Here is a 25539-nt window from a genome sequence, read left to right as displayed (position 1 = left end):
TCCAGCCGGTGAAGGTATAATTCGTTCTGGTAAAAACATTTGTGCTGACGGTATAACTCTGGCCATAATATACAGTGCTTACAGGCGTGGCGCCAGTGCCACCGTTTGCGCGGTAAGAAAGCAAATGCCTGCCCGATACGACCTGAACGGCGGGATAGGAAACCTGCCAGGAACCTGTACTGCTTCCGCTATAGTCAACCTGAACGCCAGTCCACCCGCTGTTGCTATAGTTCCATTGTGCCGTCACATGGTCGGCTAAAACGGAGTAACCGGTGGCGGTCAGCCCATCTGTTTCAGTGGGCACCGCATAGGTTTTTGACGGAGATACGGCGACAGACGCACTCAGGCTGCCGGAAGAGATCTTGCTCAGAAGGCCGCGTTGGTAAACAACCACCGCGTTACTCAGAACGACCTGATTCCCGCTTTCGGCGGTAATCGTGCCCCCGGTGATGACGGTTTTGCCTCCCGCACTGATTGCGCAACTACTTAATTCGTCCGAGGTTGATATTACATTGCCGCCTGTCATGGTCAGCATCGGTGCGGTTGAGCCCATATAGTAGGTTTGCACCGTGGCATTATCGCTGCTGGAGGATGCGGTTCCACCGGAAATAACAATGCTTCCTTGGATGCATCCAACCGCCATGCCTGTTCCTGTATTCGTAATTTTTCCGCCCGCAAGCTCAAAAGTCCCGTCACCGTTCAGGAATACCAAGTAAGGGCTTACGTCTCCCGTAAGGGACGCCTTCCACTGCACCTTGACACCCGCGGGAATCGTGAGGGTAAGCGTGCCTGTGGCGTCCTTCGTACCGGAGACGGTGACCGTACCGCCGCTTGCGGAAGCGGTATAGCCCAAGCCGGTCAAGGTATCGATCAGGGTTTCCTCATAAGAGGCGATCGTTACAGTGACGATATAGGTCTGCTCTGTGGCGTCTTCCGCCGTGACGGTATAAGATACCGTTGAGGAAAAATCCTGCGCCACACCCGTATCGGGGGAAATGGCGGCACCTGTATGGGTAATCGTGGGAACAAGGGCTGTGACGTCCGTTCCATAGGGCACCGTCACCGCGATGGTTTTTGCGCTTTCGTTGATGGTTCCTAAAACGGCAGGCGTTAATCCGTTAAAGTTGAATGCCGTAATCGCTTTTTGGGAGCTGAGCTTTGTAGCGAGCGTATTCGTGCCAGTGGACGACACGGCTCCTGAAAAGGCAAAGGTTTTGCTACCGGCGTTGACTGTGACGGCTGCATTGGTCTGCGCGGGCAGCCAGAGATAGAGCTTGCCGTCCGTGTCGGTTGTGCTGGTAACGGTACTGCCGCTATTGACGGAATAAGAAACCGCCGTTGCCGCCGTGATGCCCGGAACCGTGACGCTTACAGGATAGGCCGGTGTGCCGGCAGCATCATAACGGACTGCTACCTGCTCGGCGCTGATTCTGCTATAAATATTTACCGAGCCGCCGGTGACAATGCAGGAGCCTGCGGAGGACCCGTTATACCCGGGACCGATGCCTGTACGTCCAGTGGCCGTCACCGTTCCGCCGGTGATAATCACATCGCAGCCGTTGCCGCCGAATCCGCCTCCTATACCTGCGGAGTTGTTAAGGTTAAGATCAGCAGTAGCGTTCACCGTTCCGCCGCTGATTAATACCGTGCAGCTTGACTGGTGATCGGGGACCCCTTCTCCATTGCCAATGGCGGCGCCGCTGCCGCCGGAGGCCGCAGTCACGCTGCCGCCGGTGATGGTGACCTTGGCACCGGTGCTGCCATACCCATTTCCGATTGCGGCGCTAACGTCTATAGAGGACGCCCGCACTTCGCCGCCGTTAATGGTGATGGAGCAGTCTCCTGTGGCCTTAAAGCCGCTGCCGATGGCGGCGCCGCCGCCTTCTGCACCGGCGCTTGCGTCAACCTTGCCGCCGTTGATGGTAATGCTGCCGCCGCTGCCTTCATAGCCGCTCCCGATACCGGCGGAGTTTCTGAATCCGATAGCTTTGATCAGCGCGCCGCCGTTAATCGTGATCGTCCCGCAGGTGCCGCCTTTTGCCCCACCGATTCCCGCCGCGCTTTGGGCTATGGAATTAGTGGCACATTTTGTTGACAGCTTTCCGGCACCGTCGATGATCAGTTTCGCGCCGTCCGGGACGAGGATGCCCGGTGCGTTGGCACCGATCAAGAAATTTACGCCGGTTACCGTCAGGTTCACGGTTGTTCCGGAACCGATTTCCAGTGCACTGACAGTTTTGTTCTGCGGCGGTATTTCATCAGCCCCTATTTTCACTTCGTTGAGGGTGATGTTGACGTCCCCGCTGATATTCGGGCTTACAAGGATATGATAGCCGGTCACCAAGGTCCCGCTAAAGGTATAGCTGCCGCTTTCGGAGATTGTATAATCCGCCGTGAGGATTGTAAGATCAACCGTATCATCATCATCCAGGGCCAAAGCCGTCAGTCCGCCGGGGCCAATCACGATCCCCAGCGTCATAACGATGCTCATAAGCACAGCGAGCAAGCGTTTTTGAATTTGTTTCATTTGCATAACTCCCCCTAAAAGCTCAATTTTTATTTGGTTTGTGTGGGTATCCGGCTCAGTATGGGCCCTATGGTTTCTGCGCCAGCTGGAATGCCTCGTTCAGGGAAATTTCGACTTTTCCCTCCCATGAAACGCAGATACCATCGGTCGTTACTTTCCGGAAGAAAGTCTCGTCAGCCAGCAGCCCAAACCGAATCGTTTCCAGTCGGCTCTTCAAGTTCAGATGTAAGCTGCTGCCGGTGTCCAGAACAATTTCCAGACAGTAGTCCTCCTTGGGTATCACCTGTACGATTTTGCTCACTGTCTCACCTCCATGCAAAACAAAAAATCCACTGCACTTAATTGTACAGTGGATTTTTTCAGTTGTCTGTCACCCGGTGGGTGACAAGGGCGGGTGACAAACCCAAACTATTCCCGAGACTGTATGTATTGCCGCAGCATCTCCCTTGAGCGGATGCCGAGCTTTTCGAAGATGCGCTTCATCATGGTCTTGACGGTGTTGTTCGTAATAAAAAGTCTTGTGCCGATCTCGCTGTTGGAAAGCCCCTGTGATACAAGACGGGCGATTTCCATTTCCCGCTCGGTCAGTTCGGGACGCTTTTCCGTGAAATAGTCTTGCGTCATCTCCAGCACCGCCTGGTGATAGGGTGCATACAGCTTCAATATGACACTGATGGCGTTTCGATACTCTCCGCTATGAGAAAGCCCCTCCAAAACAGGCGTGAGCAAATCACTGTTTTCCACAAAGGGCATCAAAAGCCCGTCGGGCAGCGCCAAAGCGAGCGCCTGACGCAGCTCCTCAAGCGCAGCGTTTCGCCGATGCAGCTTCTCGTTTGCTGCGGCTGCATAAATATGGGCATAAATTTGGCTTAGCAAATTCGGGAAGGCAGTCGCGGTTTCAAGAAAGTAGTCCAGATTTCCCAGCAGTTTTGCATATTCCCCGCACACCAGCAGCGCCCGGCCGTAAACGATATGAAACATCCCCATGGCGGGGAAATACATGCGGCTGGAGAAAAAATCTCCCTCCAAAATCCACTGGGGAATATCCTGCTTCCGTCCCAGGCTGAGCTGAATCCACGCATTACACAGCTCCATCGTATGCATGAGGTTATACCAGCCCCCGCGTTCAAGATCTTCACGCAGATTTTTTAAGCTGTAAGCCGCCAGCGCATAATCTCCTCTGCAAAAGGCTATTCGCGCCTGAAGAAACACCGCGCACAGAAGAATATCCTCCTGCTTGCTGCCGCCCGCCAGATGCAGGGCCTTATGTACGGCGATTTCCGCGCTGCCGAAATCTCCGCGGAGATAGTCCCGCTCCGCCTCCATGACAAGCTCCGCGCCCCGGCCGTGGCCCTTCGCGAAGCGGTCGTAAAGGAGGATACCCTCCCGGAGCAGCTTCACCTCATTGTCCAGCAGTCCAGGTGCGCGATGGAACATATACAGCACGGAGGGCGAGCCGAAGGTCCAGCCGCCGCGGGTATCCAGAAATGCGACCGGGCGGTCCAGCAGCTCTGCCGCCCGCTGATAGTGCGCAACCATTTTCTCAATGTCATTGTAGTCGCCGAAGCTAAGCAGAACCTCAAATTCGCCGGAAAGAGCCCGCACCGTTTCCTTGTCCAGCGCGCCGCCGTAAAGGATGCCGGACAGCTCCGCGCAGGTCGCGGAAAATCGCTCCGTCTCATTATAGGAAAACAGGCAGATGGCGTAGATCAGCAGAGCCACCGGATGTACCCGCCGCAGGGGCGCAGGGCAAGACTCCATATACGCGATAAGGCTTTCCTTATGCTCGTTGTGCATGCTGTGTCCCTGGTCAAGCTCCAAAACGGTCAGCAAACCTTCAAAATCCTGACTAAGTTCATAATAGGTCATAGCCAGAATATAGTCTCCGATCTGCCGGTACCACGCTGCCGCCCGCCTGTATAGGCATTGTTTTTCCTCCGGTGTTTTCTGCTCAAAAATGCCTCTGAGAAATTCGGCAAATATTCGGTGCATCTGGTAGGTGCCGCTCCGCGCATCCCAGCGTATAAAGGCATTTGCACCAGTTATTTTCTCCATCAGCTTCTCGCTGCCGCCCGTTTGCCACATATGAGCCGCCTGCTCCGGCGTAAACGTATCAAAGAGGCAGACGGTTATCAAAAAAGCCTTGATCTCGTCGGACAGAGGCGCATAGACCGTTTTTTCCATCAGCGCCGTGATATTGGGCGGCGCTGTGAATGCCCTCTCCGCCTGATAACTGAGCATTAAAAGATACAATGCGCTGATCCAGCCCTCGGTGTAGGCGTAAAGCCAGTGTACTTCTTTGTCCTTGGGTGACAGACCACACAGACGGTAATAGGCGACAATATCCGCCTGAGTCAGCTCAAGGGTATCCTTCTGGATATGGTTTACGTACCCCTTGAGCGCCATCTCATCCAGGTTTATAAAGTGCGTGTAACGCGCGGTCAGAACAATATGAAGGTTTGGCAGCTCGTTCCAGAGCAAGTATTCGATTAAGCCGGCCACCTCAGGGCAGTCCACCAGATGATAATCATCGATGACCCAAATCACGCCGGAGGGAGGCAGCACGCTCTGAATGAGATCAAGCGCTTTTTCCTTCGTTGTGCTGTCGCCCGGAAACCCGAGCTGCCGCAAATACTCTGCCTGTAAAGCGTCCAGTTCCCGGAACTGCCGGCAGAACGCCAGCCAGAAGCCCGAAACCGATTCGCTGAAAACCTTCTGCCAAAATACGCAGTACGTCGTATTCACCAGGCATTCCCGGACAGCTGTGGTTTTTCCGTAGCCGATTGGTGCTTCCACAAGCGTGCAGGGATATTGCGGTATCAGTTGAAGCTGAAGCCGAACTTTATCCGACAGGAATATTGCTTTGCTGTTAAAGATTTTTTTCTTTGGCATTTTCATCCCTCTCAACCTGTCGTTTCGAGCATTCATTGCATACCCGTTAGGGCGGTACTCTCGTGCTCTCTTCAAGATATTATACTTCAGAGTGTGAAGGATTTCAAATGTAATTGAGAATTTATGGAAATATCATAGTTGCGCAAGCAGGAAAGGGATGATAAAATAGGCTCATGATTGACTGCATGGGTGCGGATGGCTGCGTCTCCGTCGGCAGCGAAACCGTGATTTACAAGAATGTGCCGGTTTCTGCAAAATATGTATGGAACCAGTTCTCCTGGATGACAGGAAATTTCGGCACAGGGTTGCACGAAACGAAGGATGACAGATTAAGGCCTCGCTTGGCATAGATAATTTGTCAAGAGGGATGTGTAAATTCTGCTCTGCCTTTTGAAGCTTGTTAGTGGAAGGAAAATTCAATGAACAATCAACAGTTTATTAAGGAAAATGCACCTTGCTATATTTACGATAAGAAATTGATTAATGAGCAGTGCCGAAAGCTTAAATCTACGCTATCAGCCTTTCATATTCTATACTCAATCAAGGCCAATCCGTTCGACAGGGTAATCCAATGTATTACCGACCAAGGTTTTGGTGCGGATGCAGCATCTGCTAATGAGGTTCTTATTGCGGCTAGGAATGGGCTTCAACCGGAACAAATTTTTTATTCCGCCCCGGGAAAAACAGAAAATGATCTCGTTCTTTGTTATGGCAAGTGTATCATGATTGCGGACAGCTTTACAGAAATTGAGCGAATGAATGCGCAGGCGATGCATAACAAGGATGTATTAAAAATCGGCGTCCGTATAAATCCAAGCTTTTCGATGGGAAATGGCCCCGGTGCGGCAAGTAAATTCGGCATTGACGAGGAACAGATGGGAGAGTTGCAGCAGTTGCTGCGTAAATGCCAGTATCTTCAAATTGTTGGCATTCATATTCATATAAAATCACAGATACTGGATTATAAAACGCTCGAGGCGTACTACCACAACTGTTTTCGTTTGGCGCAGAAAATGGGTAGCCTAGAAAATGTTAAAATGGAATTCATTAATTTCGGCAGCGGTATTGGGACAATTTATGATACTGCTCAGGATCAGCCAGTCAATCTGGAAAAGTTGGCTGATGTTGTTTCAAAAATAGTGAACGAGAACTGCGCGGGATTAAATGCGAAACTCTATATTGAAACCGGACGTTTTGTCGTTTGTAATGCCGGTACATACTACACAAAAATTATTGACATTAAGTTTTCGCACGGGAAAAAGTTTCTCATTGTACAGAATGGCTTAAACGGGTTTATGCGTCCCGCAATCGCCAACTTGCTGCATAAAGTCACTGGAGAAATTGAGATTCCAGAGCAGGAACCATTCTACACCTGCCGCCATGAATTTGCGCTGAATGTTTTGAATCATGCTAATTCACAAGAACCAGTAACTGTTGCAGGAAGTCTCTGCACGGCGCTTGATATTTTAGGTGAAGATGTCGAGTTAAATGTTGCGCAGATCGGCGATGTGATTGCTGTCTCAAACGCAGGTAGCTATGCTTGCACACTCTCTCCTTTGCTGTTTTCAAGTCATGCTGCGCCAAAGGAATTCCTGCAAGCGGAAAACGGGGCAATGCTATAATAAGCATTCAGCACCATACAACAGTGGCATGTTCATATGTAGCAAATTATCCGAGCAAAGGCACGAAAAAAGCAGTCGAAATGAACTTTGCTATAAAAAATTGAGGAAGTGACGACATGGAGATAGAAAGTGCGAGTGGGCATCGTTATCATAAATTTGGGACAGGAAAAGTGGATTTGGTCATTGAAATGGGGCTTGGTTCCGCTCTTGGCGAATGGTGGCACGTTGCGGAAATCCTCTCAAATAAATATACGGTTTTGCTGTATGAGCGTCTCCGTTCCATCTTGCCGGAGCGCACGCCTGAGAATATTGCGAAGGAGCTTCACGCCCTTCTTTCCAACTTCGACTGTGCCGAAAAAATGGTCATCCTTGCACACTCTCAAGGCGGACTTTATGCCGGGCAGTTCGCGCGCCTCTATCCACACAGAGTCAAGGGAATTGTTTTGCTTGACCCACTTTCTCCCTTTGACGATCAATACAAGCAGCTGCTGACGCCGGAGGAACAAAAGAAAAGCGGCTTTGACAAGTCGGGCAACCTTGTTATCATGAGACGGTTGGCTAAATTACATCTTGGATTTGTTATTCAAGCTGTGCTGAAAAAGACCCCTCCATTTTACTATTATACAGGCTTTTCCAAGGACGCTTCGGACGACATTTTGAAAGCAATGACAAAGCCGGAACTTTATGACGCCGCGATAGAGGAATACTGCCTGGCACATACCGAACGTTGCGTTCTGCCTCTCAGGACAAAGGAGTCTTTTCCACAGATTCCTCTTGTACTGGTCACCCACACGAGCGAATATTCCATTAAAGAAATTATGGAATTTGGGCAGACCACAAGAGTGCTTGCCGAGAAAGTGGAACAGATCTGGCAGGAACTGATGCAGAAATACCTCGCTTTTTCCAAGGTTTCTAAACTGATCCGAGCGCGTGACAGCGGTCATTATCTGCATTTGAGTGAGCCGGAATTGATAAACGAGGCGCTTGACTGGGTCAGTGCTCAAATGTAATTTGTGGTTTACTGGAGGCTCATAAACGGATTTCATTTTGCAAAGGTCTGGCGTGCGTGAAATTCCATGCTTTAAGTTGCGCAGTATGTTTTATATACCATACTTAGGACCTTTATAAGATCGGGACTGCTTTAGACTTGTTGCGCCATAATAAAAGTGAAAGAACGAATAGCTTGCGATCAACATGACTAATAATTTTTTTAAAATATTACGGAGGATTTTTAATAATGAGTAAACGGTTAATAATGTGTGCCCTGTTCCTATTAAGCCTTATTTTTGTTGTAGGTTGCCAAGACAGCGGCTCCGGCACAGCAAAGGCATCTGGTTCAAATGCAACGTCCGCTTCTGATACCTCCGCGCAAGGCTCCCAAGTTGATTCCCAGGCATCTCAAGATCAAATAAGGGCTTCATTTGAAGCGCTCTTGAAAAACCCCGGCAATGAAGCAGCCGCTCTTGAGCAAATGAGGCAGGACCTATCGAAGCTGTCACCGGAGAATGCGGATCAGATGATCTTGTCGTTTGAAGCATACCAGAATACCGCAATCAGTGACCTTCCGGATATCAGCCTTATTAAACTAATGCAGACGGAAACGGAAGATCCGTATAATGAGGAGCGGTTGAACAACCCTTCCTCAATTCAAAATACGGATTTGAAAAATGCACTTCAGGAGTTTTTGAATCGGGGCTATAAACTTATAATACCAGAAGGCATGTATCAGGCGGTGATCGATTATGATGTTTATCAATTCGCTGAGAAAAGCGTTACCCCAGATATTGCCGCATATATTCAATTGATGTCAGCGGAATCGGAGAACATAATGCTGGAAGACGGCGGAATCATGATTTCGATTGACGACGTCTTTTCCCGGATGCAGGCTAGCGAAGGTTTTATATCAACATACCAGAATTCAGTAAAATTGGATCAGGTTAAAGTATTATATAACTCACAACTTGAATCATATTTTCTTGGACAAAACAATACTCCGGCTTTTGATTACACATCGAATAAGCTCAACCAAGAATTCTTGGACAGTTATAAAAAAAGAGCCCTAAGCAGTACAGACAGTCCGGTGATAAAGGCCACGGTTGAATATCTCAACCTATTAAAGAATAACGGATACACGCTCACCACGGAAGTAAAAAATTACAGGGATAATATGATAGCTGGATTGAAAGCATAAATCTGCCATACAAGCTTATTTTATCATGGATAAGCTTGAACTTTTTACGATACGAATGACACCGGAATAATTCAAAACCTCTTGCAGTATAAAACTTTGCACTCCATTCATGGTATAATAGGTGCAGGGAAACCAGCCTGGATAGGTCAAAAAACTTGCACAAGGGCGTAATGGGTATGTACAAATACAGCAACGGACAGATCAGTCTGCCGGATTTCAGACAGCCGGTGGGGATGCACATGAAAGATGAAAATCGGTGGGCGAAGAAGGCGCAGATCATCCCCTGGCTGGAAATCGAAAACAAAGACTGCAAATCGTGTCTCTTTTAATGCCCTCTAGAAAGTGTGCAACTTATTCTACCTTATCGCGGTTGACATTACCTAAGCAGCGCCTCAATTAAGAAACTCTGCCTAGTGGAGGCTAAAGAAGATGTCCAAAATAGAAACCTGCCCATGGCCAAGAAATGGAAGAAGGAACATTGAGAAGTAAAGGCGGAAACTGTTTTTTACCTATAGATGAAAATATGCCGTCTCACTCCCTCCTGATATTTTAGAAGCCCATCCAACTTGGCCGGCAGCGTTTATTTGCCGTAACTGTAGAAAGATCATAATTCCATATTGATAGAAAAAATATGAAACTCATTTTTGAATTTTTGCGGTTCTGTGGAACTCATAATCTTCGCAGTTTGTTCAATAGGTAGCCCAAAGGGAACTCCTTGGGTTTGAACAATAAGATGGCAAATAAATTAGAAAATGGAAGCTCTGCGGAGGTAAACTGTATAATGGAATTCCAGAAAAGCAAAAAAGAATTGGAAGAGATTGCGTCCTTTGGAAGCCGCTTTACAATTCTTTTCCTCACTTCTTCCATTTTATCTAGGATTATTACTATGCTTTTACATAAGAGCATCATAAAAACATTTGAGGATGCTTTGAGCAATATTTTGATTCTAATCTTTGCACTTATTTTCGGCAGCCGATTTTTTGGCACGACTCCTAAAGAAATTATTCTTGGAAAACGGACAGCTCCTAAGCTGACGGCTATTGACAGTATTCTTTTAACATGTTCTCTTTTCTTCTTCGAATGGGGAATTGTTTTATTGAGTATGCCTTTCTTGAAGAGATATTTACCCGACGAACTTAACCCGGAGTCCCTTTTTTATTTAACTCTATCCATAATTGGCCCCTGCATTTTAGGACCTGTCAATGAAGAAATTATATTCCGCAGAATCGGTTTTCAGTATGCTCAAAAATATGGGACGATGTTTGCCGTAATTACTTCTTCCGTTATTTTCGCATTCGCACACGGCATTAGTCTTCAAACCATTTTTGCTCTTTTACTTGGATTGTGCGCCGGAATCCTCTGCGCCAAGACAGGAAGTGTTTTGTGGCCCATTTTTCTGCATATGGCACATAACAGCTTTGATGTGGCTATGGTTTACTTGTTTCCCTCCTACGAAGGTATACCATCCTTCCGTTATTATCTCCTTTTGTTGATGTTTGCTATGCTAGGTGCTTTTTGCTTTTTTCTTTATGCAGCTCACCAGAAGATCAACCTACAAAACATTTCAATAAGAATAACAATGAAAAAATTCTGCGAACAAATGAAATTAGATAAAAGAGAATATAAGGCTTACTTTTCCTCGGCAGGGGTGCTAATCTTTTTTCTTTTCTGTGTCATGAGTTTCTTAGGCCAAATAACTTAGCAAAGTCCATCAACGTGACCACGCATGTTAACTGCCCATTATGCTTAATGCAGGACAAGTCCAAGGGGTACCCCTTGGACTTGCGATTAGAAGGGACGTGGTGCAATGAAGGTTGAGAAGGAACTTATCAAGTATCATGCAGTAGCTTTTTCAGCCTTAACTGCCGTGGCGTGCTTTGAAATATTTTTGGTTATCTACTGGTTCCTGATCCAAAGAGTGATTCACCCACATTATTATTTGGGGCTTCTATTTGCTGTACCTTCTCTATATTTTGCTGCAATTGCGTACTGGAGCAAAAGACGTATACAAAAAGAATCCTATTCCGTGCTTACAGCTACTTCGGCCATTATTTTTGGGTTCGTGTTTAGTTTGCTGATGTTAATTCTATTTTCCTGCGTGATGGTTCACGACGAGGTTTCAGATGTAACAGATGTTGAAAGTTATGAACGAGTTATAAAACTCTGCTGCTTTCAACATGACCTGATTGCCGATTTCCCAGATAAACTCCCAACGGACGCAGAGAATGCGAACCTTTATTATTCACCGTTTGCCATAGGTCAGGGCGGTCAAGAAATCGCCGTGGGGTTCCGGGCAAGCACTGACACGACTGAGAGATATCTTAGAAAATTTTCACAAGAGGCCAACTGGATTGGGACGGAGAACGATGCAGCAGCTACCCGACACGGCGTATTTCCCGGAATCTTTTCCTGCTTGGATGGCTCTGTTTCAGGATTGTCGGCGGACTTCAAAGTCTATGTGATTTCGGAAAATCCATATAGAAGTGGAGATTGGAACCACGGAGAACTCAGCCTCGTTGCCATCAGTGAAGAGAAAAATGAGATCCTATTTTGGGCAAGCAACTGGTGATGTTACTAAGTATTAAAAGTGTGGTACATACACTCTGCGAAGAAAATAAATTCCTATCAGCTTTATATAATTTAATAATAAAAAATATAAAATATAAGGGCGCTAACAAATGAAGAAAAAAGTAAGAGTAAAACCAAGTAAAGGGCAATCAATTGTCGGATTCATTGTCGGCATATGTTTCTGCGCTATAGGCGTTTTTGAGGTAATACCACACGCGGGAATATTTGGGATTGTTTGGACGCTATTTGCGGTAATTATCACGGTGATAGATGCGATAAATATTTGGACAAATGATGGAATTGCAACACATGAGATAATATTTGAAGAAGATGAAAAAAACGACGATAAAAATGGGACGATAGAGGAGCGGCTAATTGAAGTACAGCAGCTTTATGAAAAAGGGATGATAACTGCAGAAGAATATAAAGAAAAGCGCAAACAGCTTATAAATAGAATATAAGCGGCTTCCCATTATTCAGATAACATAGAACTACTTAAACTTCGTGTAATATTTATACTGCAAAAGGAGAACGCTAAGAATGCAAAACAAATATGCAGGAGACGCGGGGCTTTTGAAAAATTGGTATATTGCGTAGCCTTTGTCAAGTCAATCCACAGAAAGGCCGCCGATAAAATCGGTGGCCTTTCTGTGGATTGGGGGGGCAATACGCGTTTTCGCGCAGCCGTAATCAACCGCTGTTTTAAGAGTGGACATCCTGACTGCCGCCGAAAATGTCATTGAATAATCCGTTCGCTTTGTCCATAGTCTAGATTATTAAAAGGCAAAGCGGTGCTGATTTGAGAAACGTAAAAGCTCTGTTTCTTAACTTTATACTCCTTTGCGGCGTTTCCGTCATATTGCAGACCGTCGCCCTTTCCTTCCAGGCATATCTCGCCAGGAATCTGGGGTCGGAGGGGCTGGGACTCCTCCAGCTGACTTTATCGGTCTATTTTCTGGCCGCAACGTTTGCCTCCTCCGGGATGCGGTTCACAGTTACCCGGCTGGTGGCCGAGGAGCTGGGCGCCCGCCGACCGAACGGCGCCATTCAGGCGGTACGCTTGTGCCTGGCCTGTGCCGCAGCTTTCAGCATTGCCGCAACGATTCTGGTGAATCTGGGGTCAAATTGGATTGGGACGGTCTGGCTCAATGATGCCAGAGCCATCCTGCCGCTTCGCGTCTTTTCTTTCAGTCTTCCTCTGATTTCACTGTCCGGGGTCTTCAGCGGTTATTTCATCGGCGTGCGCAAAGCGGCAGATATCGCCGCAGCACAATTGATCGAGCAGGTGCTGGAGGTCACCGCCAGCGTCGCGCTTTTGCGTATATGTCTGCCCATGGGGCTTGCATACTCCTGCGCTGCCGCAGCTTTAGGTTGTGTGCTTGGTGAATTGGGCTCCTGCTTCATACAGTTTGTGCTTTACCGCAAAGCCATCAAAAACCAGAGCCGGAAAAACAGTGCGCCAACGCCCCATCTTTTTCACCGACTGCTTCATATTGCCGCGCCAACCGCTTTGAGTTCCTATGTTACATCCGGTATCCGCACAATCGAGCAGCTGCTGATTCCCTACGGTCTGAAAAAGGGCGGTGCCTCCGGAAGCGGGGCTCTTGCCACATTCGGAATCATCCGGGGCATGGCAATGCCGCTGATCCTTTTTCCCGCCTTTCTGCTTAGCACAGCGCTGGATCTGGTTCTTCCCGAACTGACGGAAAGCCAGGCTGCGGGCCACCTTAGGCATCTGAGTTATATCATCCGGCGGGTATATCGAATGGGGATTTTGTTTTCAGTCTGTATGATGTGGATCTTTCTGCGGTTTAGTCACGAATTGGGGATGCTGATCTATCAAAGCACCGATGCCGCATACTTCATCCGTCGTCTGGCCGTTCTGGCCCCATTCTTTTACCTGGACATGATTACCGATATGATGGTTAGAGGCCTGGGCAGGCACATGAGCACGATGAAATATAACCTAATCACTTCTTTGGTCAGTGTTGTACTGCTTTACCTGCTTTTGCCCAAGTTTGCCATTACCGGCTATCTCATCACGGTTTATTGCTCCAAAATTCTGAATTTTACATTGAGCCTCCACAAATTGGTGCATATTTCCGATCTGAAGTTCCGATTGTTCGATATTTTCAAGGCTGTACTGTGTGTGGTTGCATCCGCTCAACTTGCAAATCTGATGAGCCGATTGCTCCCGGCGTTCCCCGAACCTTTTTCATTCCTGACGCAGATTGCCCTGACAATTCTGTTCTATATTCTGAACCTGCGAATTTTTGCCTGTGTTTCCCGGGAAGACATTGCCTGGTGCCGCTCGCTGTTGAAATAGGAGAATCTCCGCCGATCGTGCTTGGACTGGCATGTGACACTGGTACTGTATCGCATGCGGACAATATGATTGATTCGATCCTGAAATTTATTGAGGTTCAGCGCGAAATCAGATAAGTAGACAGCTAGTTATGAATATTCTGAGTCAGGAGCTGAGCTTCGCAGTATGTCTATAATATGACAAGACTGGATAAGAGGGGTACCCCCTGTGGAATGGTTTGATACCTTTTAGGCCGGCTGGCTCATAATCCTATTGGAGGGATATCATAGAAGTGCAGAGGACAAACACCCAAAATGTGATAGAATCAAAGAAAGAACAAGGTGGTGTTTGCTATGCGGAAATATGATAAGGAGTTCAAGGATGAATCGGTCAAGCTGTCCGATGAAATCGGCGTGAAGCAAGCGGCGGCACAGTTGGGCATTCCGTACTACTCTCTGGCGGAGTGGCGGCAGAAGCGAAAGGCCTTCGGAGATCACGCCTTCGTCGGCAGCGGTATTCGCCGCGACGCGCCGCTTTCCGAGAACGAGCGCCGACTGATCAAGGAAAACGCGGAGCTGCGGAAAGCCAATGAAATTCTCAAGGATGCGCTGTTTTTTTTCGCCAAAGACCGGAAACGGTAAAGCCGGAGCGGTTGTATGAGTATATCACGCTGCGCCGTGAGCGGTTCTGCATTCATACCATGTGCCGGGTTGTGAAAGTCAGTGAATCCGGGTACTACCGCTCTTTGCAGTCGGCTGGCAAGCCAAAACCGTGGCAGCTGCTTCTGGTCAAAATACGAGAGATTTATAAACAAAACCCGGACAATGACAATTATGGTGTTGGCCGAATTCTCCTGGCGCTTACACAGCACGGTATCCGGGAAAGCCGAAGCAGCGTACGGCGAGCCATGAAGCGCGGAGGTCTGCTCCATCGTTCTTCTCGTCACCCCAGCAGTCTGACAAAAGCAGACTTGGCTGCACAGAAAGCGGAGAACCTGATTCACCGGGATTTTGCCGTATACGCTCCCAACCGGAAGTGGCTGACGGATATCACGCAGATCCAGTGTCAGGACGGCAAGCTGTATCTGGCAGCAGTTCTGGACTGTTATAACGGGGAGATCGTCGGTCTTGCCATGGATGACAACATGAAGAAGGAGCTGTGTATCCGGGCTTTTCGGTCCGCCTGCCAGGCGCAGGGAGCCTATGGAATGGCCCTGCACAGCGACCGCGGCAGCCAATTTACCAGCGCCGCATTTCGAAAAGTTCTGGCGCAATACGGTGCAATTCAAAGCATGAGCGGTACGGGACACTGCTACGACAACGCCAGGATGGAGAGTTTTTTTGCTACGTTGAAGAAAGAAAAGCTTTATCGAATCAGGACGGAGCGGATGCCCATGACACAGGTTGAGAACATCGTGTTCCGGTACATCATGACCTACTATAACCGCCAGCGTATCTATACTGCGAACCCCGGCGGCCTGCCGCCGGCCATGTATCGTCAGGCCGCCAGAGGCCTGGCTGCATAAGCCGCAGATTTTGGGTGTTCACATTCTGCACTGTTCTTGACTTCTCCATATCGCTTACTTTGCAAGAACGCAATGAGGACTGGACACAGCAAAGTAAAGCTGTGCTCAGTCCTCATTATTTGTCGTTCAGAACAAAACTGGCGTTTTTCAAAAGTCAGTCTTCAGAGAGCATTTTAGGGCTTTCAGAACAAAACCTGCCCTAAAATTTTTTCCCTTAATTTGGCGCTCAAATCAATTTAAAAAGTCCTTCAGCTTCTTGCTTCGGCTGGGATGGCGCAGCTTTCTCAGGGCCTTTGCCTCAATCTGCCGAATTCGCTCACGTGTGACGTTAAACTCTTTTCCGACCTCTTCCAGAGTCCGGGCACGGCCATCCTCAATGCCGAAGCGCAGCTTCAAGACCTGCTCCTCTCTGGGGGTCAGCGTGGACAGTACGTCCATCAGCTGTTCCCGCAGGAGCTTATAGGACGCAGCCTCAGAGGGCTCCGACGCGCCCTCGTCGGGAATAAAGTCGCCCAGATGGCTGTCTTCCTCCTCACCGATGGGGGTTTCAAGAGACACCGGCTCCTGGGCAATCTTCAAAATCTCCCGAATGCGTTCAATGGCTCGCTTTTTTTCGTCCTCCCGGACCTTTTCCCAGGCCGTAGTGCCGCCGTTCATCTCAATGGCGATTTCCAAGGGGCTGGGGTCGTGTCCCAGCTCCTGTAAAAGCTGGCGGCTCACCCGAATCACCTTGTTGATGGTCTCCACCATGTGGACGGGGATGCGGATGGTTCGGGCCTGGTCTGCGATCGCGCGGGTAATAGCCTGACGAATCCACCAGGTGGCATAGGTGGAGAACTTGTAGCCCTTCGTATAGTCAAACTTCTCCACAGCTTTGATAAGCCCCAGATTGCCCTCCTGAATCAGGTCCAGAAACAGCATGCCTCGGCCCACATACCGCTTGGCGATGGAAACAACCAGACGGAGGTTTGCCTCCGCCAACTTCTGCTTGGCGGTCTCCCCGCTGTGGAGGGCCTTCTTTATAGCCGCTTCCTCTTCCGGTGTGATGGCCGCGGGCTCACCTGCCGCCCGCTGGCGGGCCAACTCCTTCTGTGTCTGCTCCGCTTCCGCGCCAGCCGCCATGCGCTGGGCCAGATCAATTTCCTCGTCGGGGGACAGCAGTGGCACCTTGCCAATTTCCTTGAGATACATCCGCACAGGGTCATCAATAGCAAAATTCCCCACCAGAGAGCTGGGGTCCACCAGCTCCTCTTCTTCCACATCGGCGATCTCCTCTGCTGCCGGACCGTCGTCGGGCAGTTCCGGGAGAATATCCTCGTCGGTGCTGATATCAATGTTCAGGGCCTCCAGAGAATCATAGAGCTGATCCATCTGGTCACCCTCCAGGTTGAGGTTGTCCAGAGACTCCGCCAGTTCACCGGAGTCCAGTTTCCCTTTTTTCTGAGCCTTATACAGCAGCTCCCGCAGCTTTTCGTTGCTGGCCAGCCACGCGGCGGCGGGCAGCGTGGACACCTGCTTGTCATCCAGGCGGAGGATGCCGGCTTTCTTTGCCTCCTCGTCGGTCATGATGGGTGCAGGCTCCTCGGTGCTCTTCTCGCTTTTCTTTTCAGCTTTTCCCGCTTTTTCCGCCTCGGCTTCCGCTTGGGCGGCAAGAAGGGCATTGGCCTGCTGCTCCAACAATTCCTCCCGATTTAGTTCTTTCTTCTTAGCCATGTTGCTTTCCTCCGTTGCTTTTTTTCTGATCTTTGAATTTTTCCGTAACTGCCAGCAGTGGGTCCACCGTGCCCGTGCCGGCCCGTTTCTCCGCCTCCCGGCAGACGATCGCTATGTAATCCGCCAGCGCCTTCCGTCCGTTGGAAACAGACTCCGGCTTCTGACAGAGATTCGTGATGTGACTCATTTCCTGTCCGCTCAGCTCCCCTGCAAGGGAGGTGAGCCGTGGAGCGCTCCGCTGTTCTCTTTGCTGCCATAAGAGCGCAAAGACCTTTCCAAGCAGCGGGGAGGAGAATGCATCCTCTCTGAGCGGCGGTTCTGCCGGGAACAGGCTGTCATCCAGCAGAAGCAGACGCAAAATGCCCTCCTCCGCCATGGCGGAACGGACGTTGGTGTAATGCATGGTTCGCTCCTTTGGCTGGAGCTCCGCCGTCGGATTCAGGTCCCGGCGTTCCCGCGCCCGTTTTTCCTTACCCATTCGGCGTTTGAAGGCCCGTTGGACCTCCAGCTTCATGGCCTCCGGCGTCAGCTTTGCCGCCTCCGCCGCCCGAACTGTGTAAATATCCCGTTCCACGGGACTTTCCAGACCCGCCAGCAGCTCACTGACCTCCTCGGCGTAGCCCAGGCGCTGTTGGTCGTCCGTCAGATCATACTTTCCGGCCGTCTGGGCCAGCCGAAATTCGATGCCGTTCTCACTCCCGGCGAGCAGCCGCTCGAACGCCCCAGAGCCAAAACTTTTGATGAAGTCGTCCGCGTCCTGCTTCCCCATGGTCCCGTCTTCCAGCTTCTTGTTGGGCAGCTGAAGGACTCGGACGGCAAACTCCGAATTGTTCAGAATCTGTAAGGCTCGCTCGGTGGCAATCTTTCCAGCGTTATCGTTGTCGTAGCAAAGCACCAGTTCCTTGGTATACCGGCTCAAAAGCCGGGTCTGTTCCTGAGTCAGCGCAGTGCCCATGGAGGCAACCGCGTTGTCGAACCCCGCCTGGTGGAGGGTTACCACGTCGATGTTTCCCTCACACAAAATGATGTTGGACCGTTTGGACTTCTTTGCCAGATTCAGCGCATATAGCTCACGGCGCTTGCTGTATACCGGCGTTTCGGAGGAGTTCATGTACTTTGGCTCCGAGTGATCCAAAACCCGTCCGCCGAAAGCAACCACATCCCCCCGCACATCGATGACGGGGAACATCAGGCGGTTTCGAAATTTGTCGTAGATGCCGCCGTTCTTATTCTGGACCGCCAGACCCGCGGTCAGCAACTCCGACTTCGTATATCCCCGGTGAGTCATGGCGGTGATCAGGGCGTCCCACTGGTCCAGCGACGCGCCCAGTCCGAAGGCGACCGCCGTGGGCTTTCTGACCTGCCGCCGGTCCAGATAATCCCGGATTGCCCGACCCTCAGGCTGCTGGAGCATCTCGTAATAGAACCGGGCCGCGTCCCTGTTCAGGTCCAACAGGCGCTGGCGTCTGCGCCCTGCCTCCCGGTCGCCCTCTTCCTCAGGGACTTCCATGTTGGCTCGTCTGGCGAGGAACCGCACCGCGTCCGGGAAGGAGAGGTTTTCTTCCTCCATGATGAAGTTTATGACGCCGCCGCCCCTTTTACAGCCAAAGCAATAGAAGATTTGTTTGTCTGGAGAAACTGAAAAAGACCCGGTTTTCTCGCTGTGGAACGGGCATAGACCGAAAAAGTTTGCACCCTTTCTTGCCAATTGGACATAGCTTCCAACCACATCCACGATATCGCTGCGGGCGGTCAACTCGTCCAGAAAATTCTGCGGAAATGGCAACGAAACATACCTCCTTCCCGTCAGTCTTGCCAGAATCGCGCCGGGTCATACCGGCATACTCTAACGCATTCTTTTAGTTATACCCCGTTTGAGTCCGATTTCCTCTTTTTTTTCGAATTTTAAGAAAACTTTTCTCTCTTGCCTTTACAGTTTCGCATTTCCCGGCTAGAATAGAGTCTTAAGAAAGAGAGAAAGAGGTGGAAGCATGGGTGTGGAGCTCTGGGCGGCGCTGCTGGATCGTCCGTTGTCTCAGCGGGAGAACGACGCGCTGCTGGAAATGCTGCCGCCGCAGCGGCGGAAGCGTATACTCCAGGTCCATGACGCAGCCAAGTGGCGGGAACCGCTGTGCGCCTACGCCATATTGCGCCGGGCGCTGTGGGAAAAGTACCGCTGGAAGGACCTTCCCGAAATCGCGCTGACCGCTCAGGGAAAGCCCGGCTTTCCCTCCTTTCCAACCGTCCATTTCAATCTGAGTCATACGCCCGGTGCCGTGCTGGTTGGATTGGCCAGCGAACCGGTGGGCGTGGATATCGAAAAAGTCAGGCCCGTATCGGAGCGTACCATGAAGCGGCTGGCGGACGTGGCCTCCGAAAAGGCGTTTTTTCAGAGCTGGGTCCGGCGGGAGGCCCGCTTCAAGCGCAGCGGCGCGGGAGTCAGTACCATGATGGAAGGGGAGACCCCCCTCCAATACGGCGAATATTTTTACTATGTGGACACATTTCAGGGATACGTGGCCGGTGTGGCCACCCGCAGCGCGGAGGGCCTGAGCAGGATTCAAAAATTTTCCCTTGAGCAGATGATATAAGCCTGCCGTTTCGGCAGGCTTATATGCTTACGTAAAACGCTGCTTTTACAGATCGATTACCGTCACATCATGGCCGGTGGAGGGCAAAAATATATTTAAAAGATCACTGGTTTTTATCTTTAAAGAACTGGTGCAAATGCACGGGTGACAGCTGAAATACTCCGCCTTGTAGACATCCCTCTCCATCAGAAGGCGGACGGCGTGATCGGTGTCGTTCATCAGTCCCAGCACCGTGGCGGAACCGGGCGTGCAGTGCAGCAGCTCCCACAGCTGCTCCTCCGGTGCAAAGGACAGTCGGGCGGAGCCGATCTGAGCGCTCAAGTCCTTGGTGTGGAAGGGCTTGTCCGGCCCCATGGCCAGCAGATAGAACTGTGTCTTCTGCCGATTGCACAAAAACAGATTTTTGCAGATCGGCATGCCCAGAACCTGACTTACCTCTGCACATTTTTCCATCGTGTCGGCGGGTTCGCTGGATACCCGGTCATAGCCGATGCCCAGCGTCTCCAGCTGGTGGAAGCATGCGGCCTCCTGCGGTAAAAGCTCGCCCTCCGGGCGGGTGTTGTGACTCAGCGGTGTGATCGTCATATCTGTCTGTCCTTTCTTTGTTACGCTCCCCGCGCCGCATTGCGGAACGGGGAGCGCAGTGTCCCTAACGCTTGATTTGGAAGCTTCGTACGACACAGCGTGAAGCGCCGTTCGTTACTCTTGCACCAGACTTTCGCCGGCCTGGTAGATATCTCCCGCGCCCACGGTCAAAATCAAGTCTCCCGGCTGCGCGATGGCCCGGAGTCGGTCTGTCACCTGTTCGAGCGTAGAGCAGTAGACCGAGCCGGGAATCCGCTTGCACAGGTCATTGGAGCTGATGCCGATGGTGTTGGTCTCCCGGGCGGCGTAGATCTCCGCCAGAACCGCCACGTCCGCCAGCTTCAGCTCTTCTACGAAGCGGTCGAACAGCTTGGAGGTCCGGGAATAGGTGTGGGGCTGGAACGCCAGTACCACGCGTTTGTAGGGAAGCTCCTTGGCCATGGTCAGCAGGGCGTGCAGCTCGTCGGGGTGGTGAGCGTAATCGTCGTAGACATCCGCGCCGTGGAAGGTCCCTTTTCGCTCAAACCGCCGTCCCGCGCCGGTGAATGAGGCCAGGCCCTGTTCCACGGCGGAGCCGGGCAGCCCCAGAACATAGGCGGACGAGGCCGCCGCCAGAGCGTTGAGAACATTGTGCCTGCCGTGGATGGGCAGCTTTACGTGGGCATAGGGTTTGCTGTACACCGTCACGTCGAAGACCTGCTTCCCGTCCTCTTCCCGGAGATTTTCTGCGGTACAGTGGGCGGCGTGCTCCAGACCGAAGGTGAATACGGGACGGCCCAGATTTTTCAGCGCCGCCATAGCTCCGGCGTTGTCCGCGTTGGCCACCACCCGGCCGCCTTCCGGAACCAGCTGCGCAAACCGGCGGAAAGAATGCTCAATGTCTTCAAGATCCTTGAAGAAGTCCAGGTGGTCGGCTTCCACGTTCAGAATCACCGCCACCGTGGGGTAGAACGAGAGAAACGAGTTACAATACTCGCAGGACTCCAGAATAATCGTGTCGCCTTGCCCCACCCGATAGCCGGAGTGAAGCAGGGGCAGCGTGCCGCCGATCATGACCGTAGGGTCCGATTCCGCCGCCATAAAGATGTGGGTACACATGGAAGTGGTGGTGGTTTTTCCGTGGGTTCCGGAAATACACAGGGCGTTGGGATAGTGGCGCATAATGGCTCCCAGTGCCTGAGCCCGCTCATAGACCGGGATGCCCCGGGTCACCGCACCGGAAATTTCCGGGTTGTCGTCGTGGACGGCGGCGGTTCGGATGATAAAGTCGCAGTCCCCCAGATTCTCCGCGCTGTGTCCGATGTCCACGTGGATACCCAAAGACTTCAGATGCTTCACCGCGTCGCTCTCGCGGATATCGGACCCGTGCACCACAAGCCCCATACCCCGCAGGACCTCCGCCAGCGGACACATGGATACCCCGCCGATTCCAACCAGATGGACCTGCTTGCCGGGAACCATGTAAGCGCTGATGGGCTTTGGATTATTCATCATAATAGTTCGCTCCTTCTCCTGCAATTCCTTGCAAATTGGATGCCAGATGCCATTTATTGTATTATAATCTGTAACTTCATTTTTTATAGCCTTGGGCCGCGCAAAATATCGAAACAGCCGCTGGGCGGCCGATCGGCTCAGATGCAACGTTGGAACGGCATAAAAACACCCGATTTACCGGATTTGTGCCCGGTTCGTTTGACTGCCTTTCTCAAAAAGTATATTATACTAGGAGACACTGAAAAATGCAACCGAAAAGGCGCTGTCTGCTGCTTTCAGCGGGCCTCTCTTTTTGAGAAAAGAAAGTCAGGTGGACCTAGTGAACATTCCGGGACCTGTGGAGATGATCCTGAGATTATTGGAAGCTCACGGCCACGCGGCCCACTGCGTGGGCGGCTGTGTCCGTGACTCCCTCTTGGGGCGGACGCCGGAAGACTGGGACGTGGCGACCTCCGCACTGCCGGAGGAAACGCTGGCGATCTTCCCGGGCCGCGCCTTTCCAACCGGCTTGCGGCACGGTACCGTCACTGTCCGGGAAGGCTCTTGCTCGGTGGAGGTCACAACCTTTCGAACCGACGGGCCATACGCCGACAGCCGCCACCCCGATTCGGTGACCTTCACCCGCTCCCTGCGCGACGATCTGAGCCGCCGGGATTTTACGGTGAACGCCATGGCGGCGGACCTTCGGGGAGAACTGACGGACCCCTTTGGCGGACAGGCGGATTTGAAAGCTCATGTTCTGCGCTGCGTGGGGGACCCGGAGGAACGGTTTGGCGAGGATGCGCTGCGTATTCTGCGCTGCCTGAGGTTCTCCGCCACGCTGGAGTTTTCCGTCGAGGCGGAGACAGCCCGGGGACTGCGGGACTGCAAGGAGCTTCTTCTCAACATCGCGGCGGAGCGCGTTCACTCTGAGCTGACAAAATTACTCTGCGGCAAGGCCGCGGCGGAGGTGCTGCGGGAATATCCGGAAGTCGTGGGGGCGGTGCTCCCGGAGATACGGCCCATGGTGGGCTTTGAGCAGCACAGCTGCTACCACTGTTACGATGTGTGGGAGCACACGCTCCACGCTCTGGCCGCGGCTCCGCAGGAACCGGTGCTGCGCTGGGCGGTCCTGCTCCACGACATCGGCAAGCCCCGCTGCTTCACGCGGGATGAACGGGGCGGGCACTTTTACGGGCATCCCGCCGTCAGTGCGGAGATTGCGGACGCTGTTTTGCGGCGGCTGAAGTTCGACAATGCCACCCGGGATGCGGTGACAACCCTGGTGGCGTGGCACGACCGGGAGATTCCCCGGACAGAGAAAGGCGTCCGCCGGGCACTGATGAAGCTGGGTGAGGAGCGTATGCGGCAGCTGACGGAGGTAAAGCGGGCGGACAATCTGGGGCAGGCCCCGGAGCTCCGTTCCCGGCTCCGGGAGGTTGAGCGGGGCGCGGAAATTCTGGACGCCCTGCTGGCGCGGGATGCCTGCTTTTCCCTGAAACAGCTGGCGGTGAACGGACGCGACCTGATGGCGCTGGGCCTTCGCGGCCAGGAGGTTGGTGCGGCGCTGGACCGTCTGCTCTGTGCGGTGGTAGACGGCGAGCTGCCAAACGAAAAATCCGCGCTGCTCTGCGCCGTGAGGGCGCGTAAGTTCGCTGAAACCCCGGAGGAACAGCGGATCTGACGCTGTTTTAAAGAGAAATGGGCCGCCGCATATAAGCGGCGGCCCATTTTGTAATTCAGTCAATCAGCAAACAGCGGCGTGGAAAGGTAGCGGTCGCCGGTATCCGGCAGCAGGGCCACAATGGTCTTGCCCTTGTTCTCCGGCCGCTTGGCCAGCTGAATGGCGGCCCAGACGGCGGCACCGGAGGAAATACCCACCAGAACCCCCTCAGACTTGCCGATCTTCCTGCCGACGGCAAAGGCATCCTCATTCTCCACGGCGATAACCTCGTCATAGATGCCTGTATCCAGCACATCGGGAACAAAGCCAGCGCCGATGCCCTGAATTTTGTGGCTTCCGGCAGTACCCTTGCTCAGCACAGGGGAGGCCGCAGGCTCTACTGCCACAATTTTAATATTGGGATTCTGTCCCTTGAGATATTCGCCCACGCCGGTTACGGTCCCGCCGGTGCCCACGCCAGCCACAAAGATATCCACCCTGCCGTCTGTATCGTCCCAAATCTCCGGTCCGGTGGTTGCCTTATGAACAGCGGGATTGGCGGGATTGACAAACTGCCCGGGGATAAAGCTGTCGGGAATCTCCTTGGACAGCTCATCGGCCTTGGCAATGGCGCCCTTCATGCCCTTGGCCCCTTCTGTCAGTACCAGCTCCGCGCCGTAGGCCTTCATCAGTTGGCGGCGCTCTACGCTCATGGTTTCCGGCATGACAATGATGATACGGTAGCCTCGGGCGGCAGCCACGGAAGCAAGGCCGATACCGGTGTTGCCGGAGGTGGGTTCGATCATGACGGAGCCGGGTTTCAGCAGGCCTTTGGCCTCGGCGTCATCGATCATGGCCTTGGCGATGCGGTCTTTGACGCTGCCCGCCGGATTGAAATATTCCAGCTTGCCCAGCACACGGGCCTCCAGCCCCTCTTCCTTTTCAATATGGACCAGCTCCAGCAGCGGGGTCTTGCCGATCAGCTGATCGGCGGAAGTATAAATATGACTCATTGTCTATTCCTCCTGATAAATACAGTCGATGGTTTTGTGATTTATTGAAAAAGCGTTCCTTTGGTACAAATGGAATAGCAACATCGAAAGCATTTGAACAACGACGAAATAAGTCCCATCTTTAATTACCAACCTTTCAAGTAGGTTAATATGAATTATAACTGCAATTTCCAAATCTGTCAATGAGATTGCAAAATATTTTTTAGCCTCCCCGTTGATTCCCCATTAACCATGTCATATAATAGGTTTATTTCATATGGAGGAGTTTTATATGCTGATTTCAACGAAAGGCCGCTACGCGTTGCGCATTATGATCGACCTTGCCGAGCACCAGGCGGAAGGGTATATTCCCCTGAAGGAAGTTGCGCAGCGGCAGGACATTTCTGAGAAGTATCTGGAGAGCATCATCAAACTCCTTGTCAAGGCCGGGCTGCTGAGCGGACTGCGGGGAAAGGGCGGCGGATACAAGCTGACCAAAGACCCCAATCTCTATTCCGTGGGCGGCATTTTGCGGCTGACGGAGGAATCTCTGGCCCCCGTTGCCTGTCTGGAAGGCGGAAACGTACCCTGCCCCAGAATGGCGGAATGCCGCACGATTTCCATGTGGCGGGGGCTTGACAAAGTCATCAGTGACTACCTGAACAATATCACCGTCGCCGATCTCGTAAAGTCCCACCCCGAAGGCGATGATTATGTGATTTAGCTGCGGTAGGTGCAAAGGCGTGCGTGGTAAGGAGGTCCGTTTCGGAGTACCTTTGAACATGTCCCACGGAGACCAAAAGCAATGAAAACGAAAAAATCCTGTTGGCAGCACGTTGTTGTGCTGCCAACAGGATTTTACCAACCGCACCTCTGCGTATACAGAAACAGG

The 25539-nt window shown here is 51.8% G+C and carries 21 protein-coding genes; 13 read left to right on the top strand and 8 right to left on the bottom strand.

Annotation, left to right across the window (positions count from 1 at the left end; all coding sequences use genetic code 11):
- The 3 genes from ABWQ15_RS13635 to ABWQ15_RS13625 form a co-directional block, all read right to left on the bottom strand.
- Positions 1–2527: beta strand repeat-containing protein (locus ABWQ15_RS13635; RefSeq protein WP_502919129.1), on the bottom strand; the 2527-nt coding region annotated here is incomplete at its 3' end.
- Positions 2528–2594: 67 nt separating this feature from the next.
- The gene (locus tag ABWQ15_RS13630; RefSeq protein WP_353909329.1) at positions 2595–2828 is read right to left on the bottom strand and encodes a hypothetical protein; all 234 of its coding nucleotides are present in this window, start codon (positions 2826–2828) and stop codon (positions 2595–2597) included.
- 107 nt (positions 2829–2935) lie between these two features.
- Positions 2936–5419, bottom strand: a complete 2484-nt coding sequence (locus ABWQ15_RS13625; RefSeq protein WP_353909328.1) for a winged helix-turn-helix domain-containing protein — start codon at positions 5417–5419, stop codon at positions 2936–2938.
- Positions 5420–5838: 419 nt separating this feature from the next.
- On the opposite strand from ABWQ15_RS13625, the gene ABWQ15_RS13620 reads away from it, so the two are divergent.
- The 10 genes from ABWQ15_RS13620 to ABWQ15_RS13575 all read left to right on the top strand — a co-directional run bounded on the left by ABWQ15_RS13620 (position 5839) and on the right by ABWQ15_RS13575 (position 15630).
- Complete coding sequence (locus ABWQ15_RS13620; RefSeq protein ID WP_353909327.1) at positions 5839–7041, top strand: diaminopimelate decarboxylase family protein; 1203 nt, start codon at positions 5839–5841, stop codon at positions 7039–7041.
- 116 nt (positions 7042–7157) lie between these two features.
- Entirely contained in the window at positions 7158–8051 is an 894-nt protein-coding gene (locus ABWQ15_RS13615) for an alpha/beta hydrolase (RefSeq protein ID WP_353909326.1), read from the top strand.
- A gap of 227 nt (positions 8052–8278) precedes the next feature.
- Positions 8279–9232 (top strand): hypothetical protein, encoded by a 954-nt coding sequence (locus ABWQ15_RS13610; RefSeq protein ID WP_353909325.1) that lies wholly within the window; start codon positions 8279–8281, stop codon positions 9230–9232.
- Between the two features lie 176 nt (positions 9233–9408).
- Entirely contained in the window at positions 9409–9561 is a 153-nt protein-coding gene (locus tag ABWQ15_RS13605; RefSeq protein ID WP_353909324.1) for a hypothetical protein, read from the top strand.
- Between the two features lie 452 nt (positions 9562–10013).
- Positions 10014–10934 carry a CPBP family intramembrane glutamic endopeptidase gene (locus tag ABWQ15_RS13600; protein WP_353909323.1) on the top strand — a complete coding sequence of 307 codons (921 nt, stop codon included), beginning with the start codon at positions 10014–10016 and terminating at the stop codon, positions 10932–10934.
- A 105-nt stretch (positions 10935–11039) separates the two neighbouring features.
- A complete protein-coding gene (locus ABWQ15_RS13595; protein WP_353909322.1) occupies positions 11040–11801 on the top strand; it encodes a hypothetical protein in 762 nt (253 codons plus the stop codon).
- A 109-nt stretch (positions 11802–11910) separates the two neighbouring features.
- Complete coding sequence (locus ABWQ15_RS13590; RefSeq protein ID WP_353909321.1) at positions 11911–12261, top strand: SHOCT domain-containing protein; 351 nt, start codon at positions 11911–11913, stop codon at positions 12259–12261.
- Between the two features lie 338 nt (positions 12262–12599).
- The gene (locus ABWQ15_RS13585; protein ID WP_353909320.1) at positions 12600–14126 is read left to right on the top strand and encodes an oligosaccharide flippase family protein; all 1527 of its coding nucleotides are present in this window, start codon (positions 12600–12602) and stop codon (positions 14124–14126) included.
- Positions 14127–14458: 332 nt separating this feature from the next.
- The gene (locus ABWQ15_RS13580; RefSeq protein WP_353909319.1) at positions 14459–14746 is read left to right on the top strand and encodes a transposase; all 288 of its coding nucleotides are present in this window, start codon (positions 14459–14461) and stop codon (positions 14744–14746) included.
- A gap of 11 nt (positions 14747–14757) precedes the next feature.
- Complete coding sequence (locus tag ABWQ15_RS13575) at positions 14758–15630, top strand: IS3 family transposase (protein WP_353909318.1); 873 nt, start codon at positions 14758–14760, stop codon at positions 15628–15630.
- Between the two features lie 231 nt (positions 15631–15861).
- Here ABWQ15_RS13575 and rpoD read toward each other — a convergent pair whose 3' ends face one another.
- Together rpoD and dnaG are read right to left on the bottom strand one after the other, a co-directional pair.
- Complete coding sequence (gene rpoD, locus ABWQ15_RS13570; RefSeq protein WP_502919131.1) at positions 15862–17196, bottom strand: RNA polymerase sigma factor RpoD; 1335 nt, start codon at positions 17194–17196, stop codon at positions 15862–15864.
- A 139-nt stretch (positions 17197–17335) separates the two neighbouring features.
- The gene (dnaG, locus tag ABWQ15_RS13565; RefSeq protein WP_353909316.1) at positions 17336–19129 is read right to left on the bottom strand and encodes a DNA primase; all 1794 of its coding nucleotides are present in this window, start codon (positions 19127–19129) and stop codon (positions 17336–17338) included.
- 205 nt (positions 19130–19334) lie between these two features.
- Between dnaG and ABWQ15_RS13560 the strand changes: the two genes are divergently transcribed.
- On the top strand, positions 19335–19934 hold the full coding sequence (locus tag ABWQ15_RS13560; protein ID WP_353909315.1) for a 4'-phosphopantetheinyl transferase family protein: 600 nt from the start codon (positions 19335–19337) through the stop codon (positions 19932–19934).
- Positions 19935–19979: 45 nt separating this feature from the next.
- Here ABWQ15_RS13560 and ABWQ15_RS13555 read toward each other — a convergent pair whose 3' ends face one another.
- Positions 19980–20519 carry a prolyl-tRNA synthetase associated domain-containing protein gene (locus ABWQ15_RS13555; RefSeq protein ID WP_353909314.1) on the bottom strand — a complete coding sequence of 180 codons (540 nt, stop codon included), beginning with the start codon at positions 20517–20519 and terminating at the stop codon, positions 19980–19982.
- 114 nt (positions 20520–20633) lie between these two features.
- Positions 20634–22013, bottom strand: coding sequence for a UDP-N-acetylmuramate--L-alanine ligase (gene murC, locus ABWQ15_RS13550; RefSeq protein WP_353909313.1), 1380 nt, complete (start codon positions 22011–22013; stop codon positions 20634–20636).
- A 292-nt stretch (positions 22014–22305) separates the two neighbouring features.
- Here murC and ABWQ15_RS13545 point away from each other — a divergent pair, with 292 nt between their 5' ends.
- A complete protein-coding gene (locus ABWQ15_RS13545) occupies positions 22306–23676 on the top strand; it encodes a CCA tRNA nucleotidyltransferase (RefSeq protein ID WP_353909312.1) in 1371 nt (456 codons plus the stop codon).
- A 59-nt stretch (positions 23677–23735) separates the two neighbouring features.
- Here ABWQ15_RS13545 and cysK read toward each other — a convergent pair whose 3' ends face one another.
- The gene (cysK, locus tag ABWQ15_RS13540; RefSeq protein WP_353909311.1) at positions 23736–24668 is read right to left on the bottom strand and encodes a cysteine synthase A; all 933 of its coding nucleotides are present in this window, start codon (positions 24666–24668) and stop codon (positions 23736–23738) included.
- A gap of 271 nt (positions 24669–24939) precedes the next feature.
- Here cysK and ABWQ15_RS13535 point away from each other — a divergent pair, with 271 nt between their 5' ends.
- A complete protein-coding gene (locus ABWQ15_RS13535) occupies positions 24940–25371 on the top strand; it encodes an RrF2 family transcriptional regulator (protein WP_353909310.1) in 432 nt (143 codons plus the stop codon).
- Positions 25372–25539 lie beyond the last annotated feature (168 nt).

Origin of the sequence: Oscillibacter sp. (assembly GCF_040505565.1) — a bacterium.
In the GTDB taxonomy this organism is placed as follows: Bacteria; Bacillota; Clostridia; order Oscillospirales; family Oscillospiraceae; genus Oscillibacter.
The sequence above is the reverse complement of the archived record's forward strand: the minus strand, read 5'-3'. Positions and strand labels throughout refer to the sequence as shown.